Origin of the sequence: Sphingobacterium paramultivorum (genome assembly GCF_014109745.1) — a bacterium.
GTDB lineage: Bacteria > Bacteroidota > Bacteroidia > Sphingobacteriales > Sphingobacteriaceae > Sphingobacterium > Sphingobacterium paramultivorum.
In genome coordinates this window covers 2,758,276-2,774,292 of sequence record NZ_CP058555.1, presented here as the reverse complement: position 1 = coordinate 2,774,292, position 16,017 = coordinate 2,758,276, and the positions used below count along the sequence as shown (strand labels likewise).

The 16,017-nt window shown below is 42.0% G+C and carries 9 protein-coding genes; 3 read left to right on the top strand and 6 right to left on the bottom strand.

Annotation, left to right across the window (positions count from 1 at the left end; all coding sequences use genetic code 11):
* Positions 1-9: 9 nt before the first annotated feature.
* From HS960_RS11995 to HS960_RS11985, 3 genes are all read left to right on the top strand, one after another.
* Positions 10-1,197 (top strand): alginate lyase family protein, encoded by a 1,188-nt coding sequence (locus HS960_RS11995; protein ID WP_228280298.1) that lies wholly within the window; start codon positions 10-12, stop codon positions 1,195-1,197.
* A gap of 59 nt (positions 1,198-1,256) precedes the next feature.
* On the top strand, positions 1,257-3,956 hold the full coding sequence (locus HS960_RS27050; RefSeq protein ID WP_159728838.1) for a glycoside hydrolase family 88 protein: 2,700 nt from the start codon (positions 1,257-1,259) through the stop codon (positions 3,954-3,956).
* 62 nt (positions 3,957-4,018) lie between these two features.
* Complete coding sequence (locus tag HS960_RS11985; protein ID WP_182332784.1) at positions 4,019-8,194, top strand: hybrid sensor histidine kinase/response regulator transcription factor; 4,176 nt, start codon at positions 4,019-4,021, stop codon at positions 8,192-8,194.
* A gap of 263 nt (positions 8,195-8,457) precedes the next feature.
* Here HS960_RS11985 and HS960_RS11980 read toward each other — a convergent pair whose 3' ends face one another.
* The 6 genes from HS960_RS11980 to HS960_RS11955 all read right to left on the bottom strand — a co-directional run bounded on the left by HS960_RS11980 (position 8,458) and on the right by HS960_RS11955 (position 15,728).
* Positions 8,458-9,651, bottom strand: coding sequence for an MFS transporter (locus HS960_RS11980; RefSeq protein ID WP_159728833.1), 1,194 nt, complete (start codon positions 9,649-9,651; stop codon positions 8,458-8,460).
* Positions 9,652-9,797: 146 nt separating this feature from the next.
* A complete protein-coding gene (locus HS960_RS11975) occupies positions 9,798-10,706 on the bottom strand; it encodes a helix-turn-helix domain-containing protein (RefSeq protein WP_159728831.1) in 909 nt (302 codons plus the stop codon).
* A 172-nt stretch (positions 10,707-10,878) separates the two neighbouring features.
* A complete protein-coding gene (locus tag HS960_RS11970; RefSeq protein ID WP_159728829.1) occupies positions 10,879-11,940 on the bottom strand; it encodes a dihydrodipicolinate synthase family protein in 1,062 nt (353 codons plus the stop codon).
* Positions 11,940-12,962, bottom strand: a complete 1,023-nt coding sequence (locus HS960_RS11965; RefSeq protein ID WP_088160970.1) for an NAD-dependent epimerase/dehydratase family protein — start codon at positions 12,960-12,962, stop codon at positions 11,940-11,942. The genes HS960_RS11970 and HS960_RS11965 overlap by 1 nt, the downstream gene beginning before the upstream one ends.
* 7 nt (positions 12,963-12,969) lie before the next feature.
* A complete protein-coding gene (locus tag HS960_RS11960) occupies positions 12,970-14,202 on the bottom strand; it encodes an Nramp family divalent metal transporter (protein WP_182332782.1) in 1,233 nt (410 codons plus the stop codon).
* A gap of 5 nt (positions 14,203-14,207) precedes the next feature.
* Complete coding sequence (locus tag HS960_RS11955) at positions 14,208-15,728, bottom strand: PQQ-dependent sugar dehydrogenase (protein ID WP_182332780.1); 1,521 nt, start codon at positions 15,726-15,728, stop codon at positions 14,208-14,210.
* Positions 15,729-16,017: the final 289 nt, after the last annotated feature.

Below are 16,017 nucleotides of genomic sequence, written 5' to 3'. Positions count from 1 at the left end.
CCAGGAAAAATGAAATCTAAATCAATTGTTCGCATCATGGGCTGTCTTCTTGGGATCGCAATTTCCCCCTTATTTTTGAAGGCAAAAATTAAGGAAGGTGTTTTTGAGCAGGAGATCATCCAGACGCTGCGTCCTGTTATCCTAAAGCAGTCCAAATGGGCGATGAAGCAGAAACCATTGACTGTGACAGCATATAGCGCGGGCCGGAGTGCCGGGGGTATTCATGATTTTTATTCTGAAGGCGATTATTGGTGGCCCGATCCCAAAGATCCAGCTGCGCCCTATATCCAACGGGATGGGATGACTAATCCGGCCAATTTCGTTGAACATCGTAAAGCAATGATCCGCTTTAGCCGAATCGTGGGTGCACTGGCCTCAGCATATCGTTTGAATCCGGATAAAAAATATGTACAACAGGCACTTCGTCATTTAAAGGCTTGGTTCGTTGATGCAGAAACGATGATGAATCCGAATCTTCTTTATGCACAGGCTATACAAGGGCGTTTTACAGGGCGAGGAATAGGCATTATTGATACCATTCATCTGATGGAAGTTGCACAGGGCGTAAAGATATTTGAAAACGACCCCAATTTTCCACAGGCAGCCAAGGATGCCATTCATCGCTGGTTTGCGACCTATTTACGCTGGCTTACAACGCATCAATATGGAATCGATGAAATGAATGCCGCCAACAACCATGGTACATGTTGGGTGATGCAGGTAGCCGCATTTTCGAGTTTAGTGCAAGACACTGTATTACTCAATACATGTGCATATCGTTATGCGCATGTGCTATTGCCGAATCAAATGGAGGCTAATGGTAGCTTCCCGAGAGAATTACAGCGGACAAAACCTTATGGATACGCCTTGTTTAATCTGGATGCGATGACCATGATCTGCCAGATTTTGTCCAAGACCAATACCCCCCTTTGGCAGTATACATTGTCTGATGGGCGGACCATAAAAACGGGGATTGATTTTATGGTCCCCTATATTGCAGCTAAAGAAAAATGGCCTTATCAGAAAGATGTCATGTATTGGGATCAATGGCCAATTGCACATCCGGCACTTGTCTTTTCGGCAGTGGCTTTCCAGAATAAAGACTATCTGCAGCTTTGGGAAAAGCTTGATCATGCACCCGAACAAGAAGAGGTTATTCGAAATTTACCCATTCGCAACCCAATTATATGGCTTTGATTTTCCTAGCCCCCTTATAAAATAACTTAACCGTTTCACCTTAAAAACCTACAGATAACATGAATGTTAATGCTACGTCTTTGCGAAGATATACCCTCTTTTTGCGCTTTCGAAATTTAAAAAGGCCATCCATTGCCAAAGTACTATTTTTGACTGGAATTTTGTGCGCTTTTCAACATGTTGAGGCACAGAGTACAAAGCAGCTGCAAAAAGCTTGGGGGCTTGCAGATCAACAAGCTCAGCTACTTTATAAAGAATTGCAGCTCTTGAAAAAAAGTGATTCATCCTTGGTATCGCCACGTACGCTTTCCTCAGATAACGAATTGGTTGCCGTGAAAAGGGGGGACTGGACCAGTGGCTTTTTTCCTGGAGTCCTGTGGTATCTCTACGAAAAATCGGGAAAACAAAAATGGAGAGATCTTGCTTCAGAAACGACAAGGTCGATAGAAGCGGAGCAATTTAATGGAAAGACCCATGATATGGGCTTTAAGATCTACTGTAGTGTAGGAAACGGTTATCGGTTAACCGCAAATCCACAATACCGGGAGGTGCTTGTTCAGGCAGCCAAAACGCTGGCAACCCGCTTCAATCCGACAGTCGGCTGTATACGTTCGTGGGATCACAATAGCCACCGCTGGGATTTTCCGGTCATCATCGATAATATGCTCAACCTAGAATTGCTGTTTGAAGCAACCAAACTTACGGGAGATTCTACTTATTATCATATTGCGGTGAGCCACGCCAATACAACGCTAAAAAATCATTTTAGGCCAGATTACAGCACCTATCATGTGATAGACTATAATCCGAAAACAGGAGCTGTGCAGCATAAAAACACCCATCAGGGCTTAAGTGATGAATCCACATGGTCGCGGGGAGAGGCCTGGGCACTGTATGGTTATACGATGTGTTACAGAGAAACAGGAGATCCGAAATATCTGCAGCAAGCCGAAAAAGTTGCGCAGTGGCTGTTTGCACATCCCAATATGCCGAAAGACTTGATCCCTTACTGGGATTTCGATGCGCCTAATATTCCAAATGAACCAAGGGATGTGTCGGCAGCGACAGTCATAGCGTCGGGGCTATTGGAATTAAGCACGTATAGCAACCAAGGGAAAGATTATCGTGCAAAAGCACAGACCATATTGGCGAACCTGATAGATAATTACATGTCGCCGCCAAATAAAAGTAAAGGTTTTATATTATTACACAGTACAGGATCGAAACCTTCCAATACTGAAGTGGATAAACCCTTGAGTTATGCCGATTATTACTTTTTGGAAGCACTGCATCGGCAAGAAGATCTACAGTCCGGAAAAGTTCAATCGGATCTGGTCCGGAAAAATCCAGCGGGACAACTGATCTATTTTCCAGATGAACAGGGAAACGTAATCCCCGACTTTAGCCATGTGGGCTATCATCAAGGTGATCAAAAGCTGCCCAATGTTCCTGTTGTGATTACTGTAAAACCCAGCGTAAATGGCGATGATCAACAAATTATACAACAAGCCATCGATGCTGTATCTGCAAAACCACTTGATAAAAACGGTTTTAGAGGTGCTGTTTTGTTAAAAAAAGGTCTGTACAATATACCTGGAAGCCTGGAAATTCATGCCAGCGGTGTCGTGTTGAGAGGGGAGGGTGATGCAATAGGGCAAACCTTGCTTAAAGCCACAGGCCAGCACCAACGCAGCTTATTGAAGATTTCAGGTACAGGCAGCTATACCTTGGACCAGGCTAGAAAACAGTTTGTCAAGGATGGATATGGACCTGTAGGGGCTAAATATGTCCTAATCGATCATGCGAAGGAAAGGAAAGTAGGCGAGCAGGTACTGCTCTCGTATGAGATGAACGACGCCTGGATTGAAGCGCTTCGAATGAACCAAATTGAAAAAAGAGAAGGGACGAAACAATGGACAGCGCGGGAATATAAGCTAAATTTTGAACGTACTATTTTGGCCATTAAAGGTGACTCTGTATTTTTTGATAATCCCTTGGTGATGGCGATTGATCCGAGGTATGGAAAAGTGGCTGTCATTCCTTACACCTTTGACGGACGTATAAGTGAAGTTGGAATCGAAAATATACGTTTCGAATCTGATTTTGTAAGTGATGAGGACGAAAATCACGGTTGGATTGCAATTGATATGGATAAAATAGCGAACGGTTGGGTGCGCAATATCACCGCGCGTTATTTTGGTTATGCAGCGGTGAGCCTTGGCGCTTTTGCCAAACAGATTACAGTAATGAAGTCGCGGTGTCTGGATGGAAAATCTCAAATTACAGGTGGCCGAAGGTATTCATTCAATAATGACGGTCAGCTTAATTTATTTAAAGAACTTTATACCACGGAAGGACGCCATGATTACGTAACAGGGGCTAGGACCCTCGGTCCAAACGTTTTTAGCCTTTCTAGCGCGGAGCGAACACATGCGGATATCGGTCCACATCATCGATGGGCTGTTGGAACCTTATACGATCAAATCGTAACGGATGGTGAAATTAATGTTCAGGACCGGGGTAACTGGGGAAGTGGACACGGCTGGGCTGGGGTGACACAAGTCTTATGGAATTGTACGGTCAAAAGTGCTGCAGTACAACAGCCCTGGGCTTCCGGACAAAATTTTGCCATAGGAGTAAAGGGAGAAAAAGTTGCTGGAAGATTGAAAAATAGAAATGCTGGTTACTGGGAAAATCAAAACAGAATAATGTCGATCGGCTCACTTTATGAGCAACAATTAAAAGATCGATTAAAGTGATTCTTGTTCGTATTTATTCAATGGAATGATTATTTTTATCATCCATTTCAATTATATACCTTATGATGCCATTACGTGTTTTTATGCGCTGTTTTTGCTGTGCGTTAGCTTTAATTTCTGTTTTGCGTGCGCAGGAAAAAAACTATCGTTTTTTACACTTGGATGTCAACGAAGGTTTGTCTCAAGGCAGCGTTTTCGCTATAGCCCAAGATCATTTGGGTTTTATGTGGATCGGTACCCGTGATGGCTTAAATAAATACGACGCCCGAAAGTTTACGATTTATCGCAGTAATCCGCAAGATAGCCTTTCTTTAGAGCACAACTTTATTCAAGCGATTACGGAAGATAACAAAAGGCGGCTTTGGATAGGGACAATGACAGGTCTGAATTTATACAATCGAGAATCAGACAATTTTATCCGTATACCATTACCTACGGTAGAGAGTAGCAGTGGGAAAATGGATGTCAACGTTCACCAGATTTTTCAGGATTCCAACGGCAAGATTTGGATTGCGACAAATATAGGCTTGTACAAGATTAAAGAGGGCCGGCATCCTGAAGCGGAGTTGGTCTTCAATGAGATTACCGTTGAAAGAAGCCAGGGAAAAGAGTACTATCGTAATTTTCGAACCATGTATGAGGATCGCAGAAAGCGATTATGGTTTTGTACTGATGATGCCATTGTACTCATGCAAGCCGCATCGAAAGATGGAAATAGCTTAAAGGTGCTACGGACTTACTTTAAAGAGAAATCGGCAGATAATAAGGTTAATCAACGGTTTCAGGCGGTTTTGGAAGTTAGTCCAGGTATATTTTGGGTAGGTACGAAATATAATGGTATTCGGATTATCAATGAGAATACAGGCGAAATATCCTCGTTAACCGAAGAGGGCAATCATTCAGGTTTGGCCAGTCAAGATGTGCGGTCCTTAAAAAAAACAGATGATGGAAAGATTTGGATTGGAACATTCAATGGCCTATACGTTTATCAAAACGGAAAATTGCTTTTTATCCAGGCAGACGACGGAAATCCCAATAGCTTAAGCAATAATTCCATTCGCCCTATATTTCAAGATAAGCGGGGGTCTATTTGGATTGGGACCTACTTTGGAGGGGTCAATATCTATGACAAGGATATTCCTAATTTTCAGAATTTCACCCATCAATCTAAGCGCAATAGCTTAAGTTACAATGTGGTGAGTGCATTTGTTGAAAATGCTATGGGAGAACTTATGATTGGAACTGAGGGGGGAGGACTGAATTATTTTAATCGGCATACGAATTCGTTTTTTAGTGAACGTCACGATAAAAATAACCTGAATGGATTAAGTCATAATAATGTGAAGTCTATCTGTTTGGATAGGGAAGGGAATTTATGGGTAGGTACTTATGATGGCGGGTTGAATTTAAGGCGAAAGGGGCAGCAAGGCTATGAACATTTTCGTTTCGATCCCAATGTAAGTAATGGCCTGGCAAATAATAACGTGTATGCGATCTTAGAGGATCGCAATGGTGATATTTGGATTGGCACGTTCGGCGGAGGGCTACAGGTACTTCGTAAAAACCAGAAAGCAGGAACTTTCCAGACATTTGATGTTGCCAGAAAGCAGTTGAGTTCCAATATGGTGCGCACTTTACTAGAGGATTCAAAAGGTAATCTATGGATTGGTACTTCCAATGGTTTAAATCTAAAATTAGCAGGGACCGATAAATTTGTTTCCTTTCTAAATGACAAGAAAGATTTCCTTTCAATTAGCGGAAATGATATTGTGAGTATCCATGAAGATCGAAAAGGACAGATTTGGATCGGCACCTATATGGGCGGGCTGAATCGCTATCTTCCGGAGAAGAAAGCGTTCAAAAGGTTTAATGAGCGAAACGGATTGCCGATCAACAATGTTTTTGCTATTCTAAGTGATCTGAAAAACAAATTGTGGTTGAGCACAAATACAGGGATTTCTTGTTTCGATCCCCTATCTGGTCATGTACGAACCTATACGAAGATCGATGGTCTTCCCGGTAACGAATATATTCAAAATGCAGCAGCAATGTTGCGGGACGGAAAACTTGCCTTTGGAAGTTTCTCAGGCTTCACCTTATTTAATCCGGATAGTTTAAGTGTCAATAATTACATTCCCCCCATTCAGTTTACGGAGTTGAAATTATTCAATAAAACAGTTCTCCCGGGCCTCGATGGTGTTATTCCTAAAGATATATCCATGATGGATGAATTGATTCTTGATCACAATCAAAATGTTTTTAGTTTGGAATTCAGTGTATTGAATTATGTTCATCCGGAGAAAAATCAATATGCTTATTATCTAAAAGGCTTTGACCAAGACTGGAATTATGTGAGCAATCCCGTGGCTACTTATACCAATTTAGACCCTGGCACTTACGAGCTTTGGGTAAAGGGAGCCAACAACGACGGGGTATGGAACGAAAAGGCAACGGTTTTGAAGATTAAAGTGCTGCCAGCGCCATGGAGGACATGGTGGGCTTATTGCGGCTATTTTCTTCTTTTTGCTGCTGCCAGTTTTTTGGTTATCCGATTTTTCCACGGTAGAAACAAACTGAAACAAGACCTTTTGATTCGGCAAATAGATTCGGAAAAACAGGAGGAGCTTCATGAAGCAAAACTGAATTTCTTTACCAATATCTCCCATGAATTCCGTACGCCATTGTCATTAATTATTGGGCCGTTAAATCAATTAAAAGACGATCGCTCGCTTTCAGCATATGCACAGGAGCACCTCGGTTATGCAACAAGAAATGCGGATCGCTTGATGAATCTGGTTAATCAGCTGCTTGATTTCAGAAAACATGAAGGCGGAAAGATGAAATTGTTTTGCCAAAAGGTTCATGTCGCTACATATTTGGAAAACATTCGCCAGAATTTTTACTTTATTGCCGAGAAAAATAATATTCAGTTTTTCCTGGATAATAAGGTAAGTCCTGATTATGTTGCAGGTCTAGATCCGGAGCAATTTGAAAAAGTCCTTGTCAATTTGATTTATAATGCGTTTAAATTTACGGACAAGGGGGGTAAAATAAAGATACAGGTTGAGCTAGAAGGGGAAGGCGAGTTGGAGAAATTGCTTGTTTCCGTTTGGGATTCCGGGCGTGGGATCCCACCAAAAGATATACCTTTCGTATTTGAACAATTTTATCAGGCCAATGCAAAAGGCCTGTCGGCTACCAGTGGCGGAATAGGTTTGGCACTTTGTCGTTCGATCATACATCTGCACGGCGGAAAACTCACTGTTGAAAGTAATATGGCCCAGGAGCCGGCAGACTTCAATACAGTATTTCGGATCAGCCTGCCCCAGGGGGATGTCCGTATCGAAGAACTCATGGTTTTAGACGGTACTGCAGCGACGGTATGCTCAGACGCAACAGATGCCAATATGCCACATGTGGATGCTATAAAAACAGAAATTGAGCCTTCTGCAGCGGATGAAGATAAGCCAATCATACTTGTTGCCGAGGACAATGTGGAGCTCCGCTGTTTTCTATGTGAAAACTTACGAAAAAAATATATTGTTTTAGAAGCTAATGATGGTATTGAGGCACTGGAATTGGTGCAAGCAAGACAGCCCGATATTATCATTTCAGATGTAACGATGCCCAACTGCGATGGAATCACACTTTTGCAGCAGATTAAAAATGATAGTAGTTCAAATCATATTCCTGTGATTCTTTTGACAGCCCGTACAGCCGATCCTTATATCACAGAGGCGTTTGAAATCGGTACAGATGATTACATTACCAAGCCCTTCAGTATGCCACATCTCATTCAGAAAATTTCAAACATCATACAGACGCGGAAACGATTGGAGGAAAAATTTGTACAGAATTATCTTCTTGGAGCACAGGGAACAGATCTGCCCGAAAGAACTCGTTTCTTGGATCAGGTATTGAAGGTTGTCGAAGAAAATCTGGGCTGTGAAGATTTTGGGGTGCAGGATCTTACAAAAGCCATCGGCGTGAGCCGCTCTGTTTTGTACCGCAAGATTAAGCAGCAAACGGGACTGAATTTGGTTGAATTTATTAATATGGTACGTCTTAAGAAAGCAGCCTATATTTTGGTGAACGATACTGGTTTGAGTATCAGCGAGGTGGCTTATCAGGTTGGGTTCAATGATCCAAAATATTTTAGCAAAACATTTAAGAAATTCTATAAGGAGAGTCCACGTACCTATGTTGAAAAATTCGGTATCAAGGAAAGCAGCAATTAAGAAAAATAAGCGAAGGTCTCCACGATTTGGTAAGCATCAGCAGCCCTAAAAGCAGCCGGAAGGTTTTTTTGGAGGCAAAAAAAAAGGTTTTCAAACGGGGAGAATGAAAACCTTCAATAACCAATTATAAACCTAAATTATGATGCAACAAATATAGTTGTTTTTAATACTATTTTAAAAATAATTCACCTTTTAAGCTTTATTTTGTAGTTGGTCAGCTACAGGCTGTTGTTACCCTGTCGCTGGAAGAACCGGAGCATAGCTTATACGCTTTTGACCAGCTTACGAATAACGTATAAAATGGTCAATCCCAACAGCGCAAATATGCCATAACCTAATCCAATCTGAAACTGCGAAGAAGGATTTACCAAGCTTACGGTGATGTAACTGAGTGAAGAGGTAAGGAGGTAGGTAATTCCGCCAACTAATCCACCGGCGATACCTGCCGACAATGGAAACCTGCCCAAACAGTAGCTGAAATAATTGTTAAAAATAAACCCTGCAGTACAATGTACGGCAAATGCGAAAAATGTTAATGTATATAGGTTTGACAGGTAAGGTGAAACGATCAGCATACATATAATCAGGCTGATCTGAATAAAATTGGCGATTCTCAACTTTGGAACCAAGGCTCTTTTAATAAGGGCTTTACCAATAAAACCACCACACATCCAAGCTAAGCCCATAATAAGTGAGGTGTAACCGGTTGTAATCGCACTATATCCCAATTGATGTTCAATAAAAAAAGGACCGCTGAGATTGTAGAACATGACGAGACCGTAGGAGATGCCACACATGATTATACCGAACGTAAAATCATTGCTTTTAAGCATCATTTTAAATTCGCCGATCAGGTAGTTGATATGGAGTGGTTTTTTCTGTTTGATTGTTTCGCCAGAAAAGATCAGTTCAAGGATGAAAAGTACGGCACTGTAAACGGCCAGAACCATAAAGTTAGAACGCCAACCAAATTGTGTTTGGAGGTAGCCGCCAATAAAAGGAGCGACAATCGGCCCGATCGACCAGACGATGGTCATAATGCTGAGGTAGTGTTTGCGCTGCTCACCTTCATAGACATCCACAAAATAGGCTCGTTTTGATATGACTACAAATGCCGATAAAATTCCCTGAAGTATACGCATCAGGTAAATAACCCAAATATCTTGCGTGCTTGCTGTGATCCAGAAACTGACAATGAAAAGGAAAAGAGATATGAGGTTGATGCGATATCTTCCCCAAGCGTCAACTAATGCTCCTGTAAAGAACTGAGCAACACCATAGCTGATTAGAAAAAGCGAAAGTGTTAACTGGATTTTGCTTTCGTTCAAGCCAAGCTCCTGGGCCATTTGTGGCATCGACGGAAGATAAATATCGGTGGCAAGTCCTGTAATCGGAACAAGTGCAAATGCTAGTATCGTCGGGATAAAAGATTGCTGTGGTTTAGTGTTTTTTTCCATCCTGTAATTTTTTAAATTTCCCGTCTCTATGGACGTTCATGCTGCCAGCCACTTTTTTCTCTTTGGCCCTGTAAATATGATGTCGACAAAAGTAGCTTCATTGCCTGTTTTGAAAGATATAGAATTCAAACAAATTATTATGAAAATCAAACAGGCTTATTGCGAAAGGCTAAAGGGGGTACACCAGCATGTTTTTTGAAATAATTACTGAAGTTCGCCGGTTCTTCAAAACCTAAGGCATAAGCGATTTCATTGATATTCCAGCTGCTATGGTGAAGGAGTGCCTTTGCTTCCTGTGTGATACGCAGTGCGATGAGTTCTTGCGTGGTTTTTCCTGTATTTTGTTTCAAAGCCCTGTTTAGCGAATTGACATGGATGTTGAGCTGTTGCGCGTAATCCGTTGCATTTTTAAAACGAAGTAAATTTTCGGTGTCAATCGGAAATTGGCGTTCCAATAGTTCTAGGAAAAGATGGGAAATACGCTGATTTGCGTTTTGGTAAGGTGATATACCCTCATTTGGCGCTAGTTTTAACGTTTCTAAAACGAGCAACTGTAACTGATTCCGGATAATTTCATATTTGAACGAAAAATCAGATCGTAGTTCCGTATTCATACGCTGAAAAATGTGATCGAAAAGATGGACCTGCTCATTAGTTAAGAAATAGACTGGGCTACCACTTGGGTTGAAAAAATGACTTTCGAGAATGTTATGGTTATAATGTTTGTCTTCCTGAATGAATTTTTGTGTAAAAAGACAGAACCATCCCTTTTGATCAGGATTGTCTGTTTCCCAAGAGTAGGGGACGAGTGGACTTGAAAATACAAGTGCGGGACGGTCAATAGGGATCCATTGATCGCCATAGTGCAATTGACCCTGGCCGATCATGAGGGATATTTTGAAGTAATCTTTTCTATTGTAAGGTGATTTTAACGGACAATGCTCACGTGAAAATAAGTTAAAATGAGAAATTTGTTCGGGCGAGGAGCCAATTGGGTAATTGGATTCTCGAAATACCCGTTGATAGAAATCAATAATATTTTCGGAAGTTGTCATGATGCAAAGTTATAAAAATCAAACATTTCATGTTGGATACTGTTTCTCTTAGTCGGTCATTGATTCGTAAAATATGAATTGGAACAAAAAGAAAGGTCCCATCACGTCGTTAGCTATGACTAGCCCGGGTGATGAGACCTTATAAAAGGAAGCGACTATAAGGAAGCGACTATTAGGATCTCGATTTTAAAAATTCCTTGACAAATTCATCGTCGTTTAAGTCTGGGTAGTCTTTATATACACGATCAATTTCTTCTTGCTGTCCGATGGATAGATTTTCGTCGGGGTTTAGACACCAGATGCCTTTCATCAGACCTTGTCTGCGGAGCACCTCATGTAAGCCTGGTATACAGCCATGGAATGCATTTGCTGGGTCAAAAAAAGCTGCATTACTGTCTGTTACAGCAATCGCTTTGCTCAGGAGATGACTCGCATGGAGGTTGTTGGGGTCCTGTTTGTATGTTTTTATTTCCTGAAGGAGTTCAACAGCTTTTGCCGTCCAAACAGCCCAGTGGCCTAATAGTCCGCCTTTAAATTCTATGGCGACATTTTCTCCAGCTACGGGGAAATTATACACGCTCATCAGATCGTTGACAATATTGTCATCATTGCCCGTGTACATAGCAATTTGATCTCGCCGGCTGGAGTTGGCTATAGCACGCATAACGTCTAATGTCTGGTAGCGGTTGAACGACGCACATTTGATAGCGACGACGTTGTCGATTTCGGCAAACTGCTGCCAAAAGGAATAGGAGAAAATACGGCCACCAACGGCGGGTTGAAGATAGAACCCAAAGACAGGAATAATGGCTGCTATTGCTCTGACTCGATCTAATATGGCATTTTCAGTCCAGCTCTGCAGGCCGCCCATACTCAAAAGTCCGATATCATAACCGTATTTAAGTGCAGTCGTTGCCTCCTGTTCAGCTTGTTCTGTGGCACCGCAGATGCCTGCAATTTTGATAAATGGTCGTTGGAGTTCCGCTTTCTCGACTTCTTCGCTAGCCCATCTCAATACGGTTTCAAAAAGGTTGATCTCGGGGTCACGGATTTCGAATTGGGTTGAATGTACAGCTACGGCGATTCCACCGGCTCCACTAGCTATGTAATATTGCGTCAGGAGCCGTTGATGTGCCTCGTCAATGCTGCGGTCCTCATGTAAGGCAAGGGGGTGTGCCGGAATTACCGTCCCTTCCCAAAGCAACTGTTGTAATTTGTTGTCTAAAGTTTTCATTAGAATTTTCCTTTTCGTTCTTGAAAATGCGTGTCCTTATTCCATAGTTCGCCGCCTTGGGTCAACCATTTGGCTGTAATGTCTATCGCTTCGCGTATGGTTGTTTTCGGATAGCCAAATAAACGATGGCATTCGGACGCATTGTTTAGCAAAGCGGTTCCGGCGGGTTCATTTACAAATATCGGCCTTGTGTTGAAATGCTCAGCAAAACGCTCTGCGATCCATCGTGTAGAAAGGATTTCCGGTCCCGTGACATTCAGTATTTTGGCTGGAGACTGACAGTGCAGTAATGATCTTAAGGCAATTTCGTTGGCATCTCCCTGCCAGATGACGTTGACGTTTTCGGTTGTCAAATCTATCGGGAGCTGCCCTTTGACCGATTTGGCAATTTCTACTAGCACACCGTAGCGAAAATCCACCGCATAATTCAATCGGTAGATCAGGGTAGGTGTACCGTTTTTCTTCGAAAAATACTCGAATATACGCTCTCTCCCCAAACAGGATTGCGCGTATTCGCCGACAGGCTCCGGAGTTCTTTCCTCAGAAACGCCGGCATTGCTTATCGGTACAAATGGAAGTACGTTACCCGAAGAAAAAGCAACAATGTTGGAATCTTGAAAATGAGAAGCCACCATTCCGGGAAGATAGGTATTCATCGCCCAGGTAAAATCTTCATTTCCTGTGGTGCCGAATTTATGTCCTGCGAGGTAAATGACATTCGGAACCTGCGGGATCTTTTTGAGTTCTTCCTCATTCAGTAGGTCACAGGCGATTGTCTTTATGCCTAGATCCTCCAGTTCCTGTTGAAGTTCCTTGGTTGAAAAACGCGAAACACCAATGACCTTTTTGTCTATTCCTGCAGCTTGAATAGCCCGCATGGCTAGTTTTGCCATGCTTGGCCCCATTTTTCCGCCAATACCTAGGAAAAGGATATCACCTTGTATCTTTTTTATATCTTCAATTAGATCTAATGATGGTGCAAGCAGCTGCTGTTCCAATTCCGCTAAATTGTTATGGTCCATGTCTGAATTATTTGATTAAATTATAGAGATTACTAAAAGCAAGAAAAACGAGTAATATAAGTCCGAGTATAGCCCATAATCGCGTTAAGGGGCTGTTTCTGAGCGCGCCCATAATTTCTTTGTCGTTTGCGATCAGAAAGAGGATAATACCAATAAAGGGAACTAAAAAAATGGTGATGCTTTGCGCAAAAACAATAAGCTCCAAGGGAAGATTTCCGAAGATAAGCGCGATGGCAGATCCAAAAATCATGACCAAAGAAATAAACAGTTTCACTTTAGGGTGATTGAGATCGTTGCCGAAGCCAAAGGTGTCGCCCAGTAACGAACCGCCTAATACGGCATTGCCGATCAAGGAGGAAAAGGATGCACCGAAGAGACCGATAAAAAAGAGATGTGAAGCATAGGTTCCCAAAAGCGGTTCCAGTGCACGGCCCATCTCAGCGGCAGAATTTAACTTGATCCCTTGGGGGTGGAGCGTATTTGCGGCACAGATCATAACGGCTGCACTCATGATGCCAAGAATAATAATGCCTATTCGGCTACCGATTATCTGTCGTTCTGTACGCTGTTTGTTGGCCGATAATTTTCTTCTTGATTGAACAAGATAACTTTGATAAAAGGCACCCACAATTGAAAAGCAAGAAGCCGTAAAAGCAATTATTAAGCCCACTGATGAAGGTGGGATGCTGGGAATAAAGCCTAAGAAAAAGTCCTGTGCAGGTGTCTTTATCATAATGGCTGTGGAAAGAAAAGCAAATAACATCAGGATGATAAGTCCAAGCATAAGCTTTTCCAATAGCGCATAAAAAGACTTGAAGAACAACAGTAGGATGCCGATCACATTAAAAACGATGATCCATATTTTGGGGTTTGTGCCTGTCGCTTCTGAAACGGAAATGGAGACACCTGTCGCATTTCCCGATTGAAAGCAGGTTGCAACGAGGAAGATTCCGAGGCCAATGATGATGGACGTTGTTTTACCAAATTTCTGGCGAATTAAAACAAGTAACGATTCGTCTCTCGCGATACCGATACGTGCCGACATATTGGTGAAAACCATCATAAAAAAGATCGCGACGACGACAACCCATAATAGAGAGAAGCCATAATCTGCACCCATTTTTGATGTGATGGTCATTTTGCTGGGCCCGAAAACCAGGGCGGCGGTAATGATGCCGGGACCCAAGATGGATAGCCAACTTTTCAATAAAGAGGGTTTTGGCTCGAGTTTATTTTCCATGAGATTTATCGTAATGAGGTTAAATGCTGTTGGTTGATTTTAGGGGCAGAATTTCCAAAGTGTGTGCGGATATAATTGCTGATTTCAATGACCTCTTCATTTTTCAGGAATGAAAAAGATGGCATTGCACTTTCGTATTTGACGTTGTTTATTGTTTTGTCTTTCAGTCCATGGAGGATAACCTGCAATAGAGGTGCTGGGTCGCCTTTGACAAGAGATGAATTGGCTAATGGGGGAAAGGTATTTGTAAGTCCCTTTCCATCTGCTTTATGACAAGATGCGCAATAGGCTTCATATAATGCCTGACCACTTTTGGCAGGGGAGTTGGCCGTGTTGGCTGCAAGGGGTTTAATCATTGGTGCAGAGGCTTTATCGGTAATACGGAGACGATAGATCACATCGTCATCGGGTTTTGGAAACCCCTTTTGCGGATTCCAGTCACGGTTGCTTGAACAGAAATAAATGTCTCCATTGGGTAAGGTCAATACGGATCTTAGCCGGCCAAGTTGATCTTTGAATAGGATCTTCTCATCGACGATCTGTTGACCATTGGCGGATAATTTTAGGATACGTAAAGACTGATTTTTTAAAGTCGCGAGCAATAGACTATGTTGCCATTCAGGGATAACATTGGAACTGTAATACGCCATACCGGATGGTGCAACGACTGGAGTCCACGATTTAATGGGCTCCTGTCTTGGGGAGTTTTTGGCAATAGCTTTTTCCTTTTCCGTGTCAATCATACCTTCGATCTGCGGCCAGCCATAATTTTTTAGGGGTTGGATCAGGTTAATTTCATCCTCGATTGCATCGCCATGTTCGGACGTGTAAATTAAGCCTTTTGCATCATGGGTAAGTCCCTGCATGTTCCGAAATCCCCATGCATAGACATAGCTGTTTGCAATTGGATTGTCTTTTGGGATGCTCCCATCGAGATTGAGGCGTAAGATTTTGCCATTTAATGAGGTGCTGTCTTGCGCAAAGGTATCACTTGCTGCATCTCCTGTAGCCCAATACACTTTTTTGTCTGTCGAAACAATAACTCTGGAACCGTTATGTCCGGTGTTTCCAGGGATCTGTAAAAGCAATTTTGGGTTTGACAACTTTCCTGCCGTATTATAATCGTAACGATATAAGTTGGAGAAAATGAGACTGTCCTTTTTGCTGGTGTAAGAAAGGTAAAGATAGGCCTGTTGCTGTTCGGGTTGATACAGCGCCATTCCCAATAGTCCCAACGTGCGCTGGTGGTAAACGTCGGTGAGGCTGTCCACCAAAGTAACAGCTTTTGTTTTTGTATCCAGTCTTCGTATACTTCCTCCGATTTCAGAAAACAGAATGGCATCGTTGATCCGGTCATATTGTAAATCCCATGGCACATGGAGTTTTGTAGCTTCTTTTGATAGCGATAGTATGCTGTGCTCCAGTTGGATGTTATTTATTGGCTTACTTTCTCTTTCCGTCTCGGAAGAACAGGAGGATAGTAGCGGGATCAGCGATACAAGCCAAATATAGGTTTGTTTTTTCATATAGGATCTACGGTTATTCCTTTGATTTATTTGGTTAGTCAAATGTAGTTGAATAAAAATAAATATACAAAAAATAAGTAAAATTGTATACAAAAATATTTTATCAGCCTAGGCTAAATACGATTTAGTTTATAATTACACAGCTAAAAGAGCGGTGTTGTGGAATTGTCACGAACTTGTTAGCCAGCCTATTTTTGTAAAAAAGTAAAAAAAATATTGAATTGTATACAAAAAATATATATTATTGTATTCACTATGATAGCGATGGAAATACAATTTAGACCATATT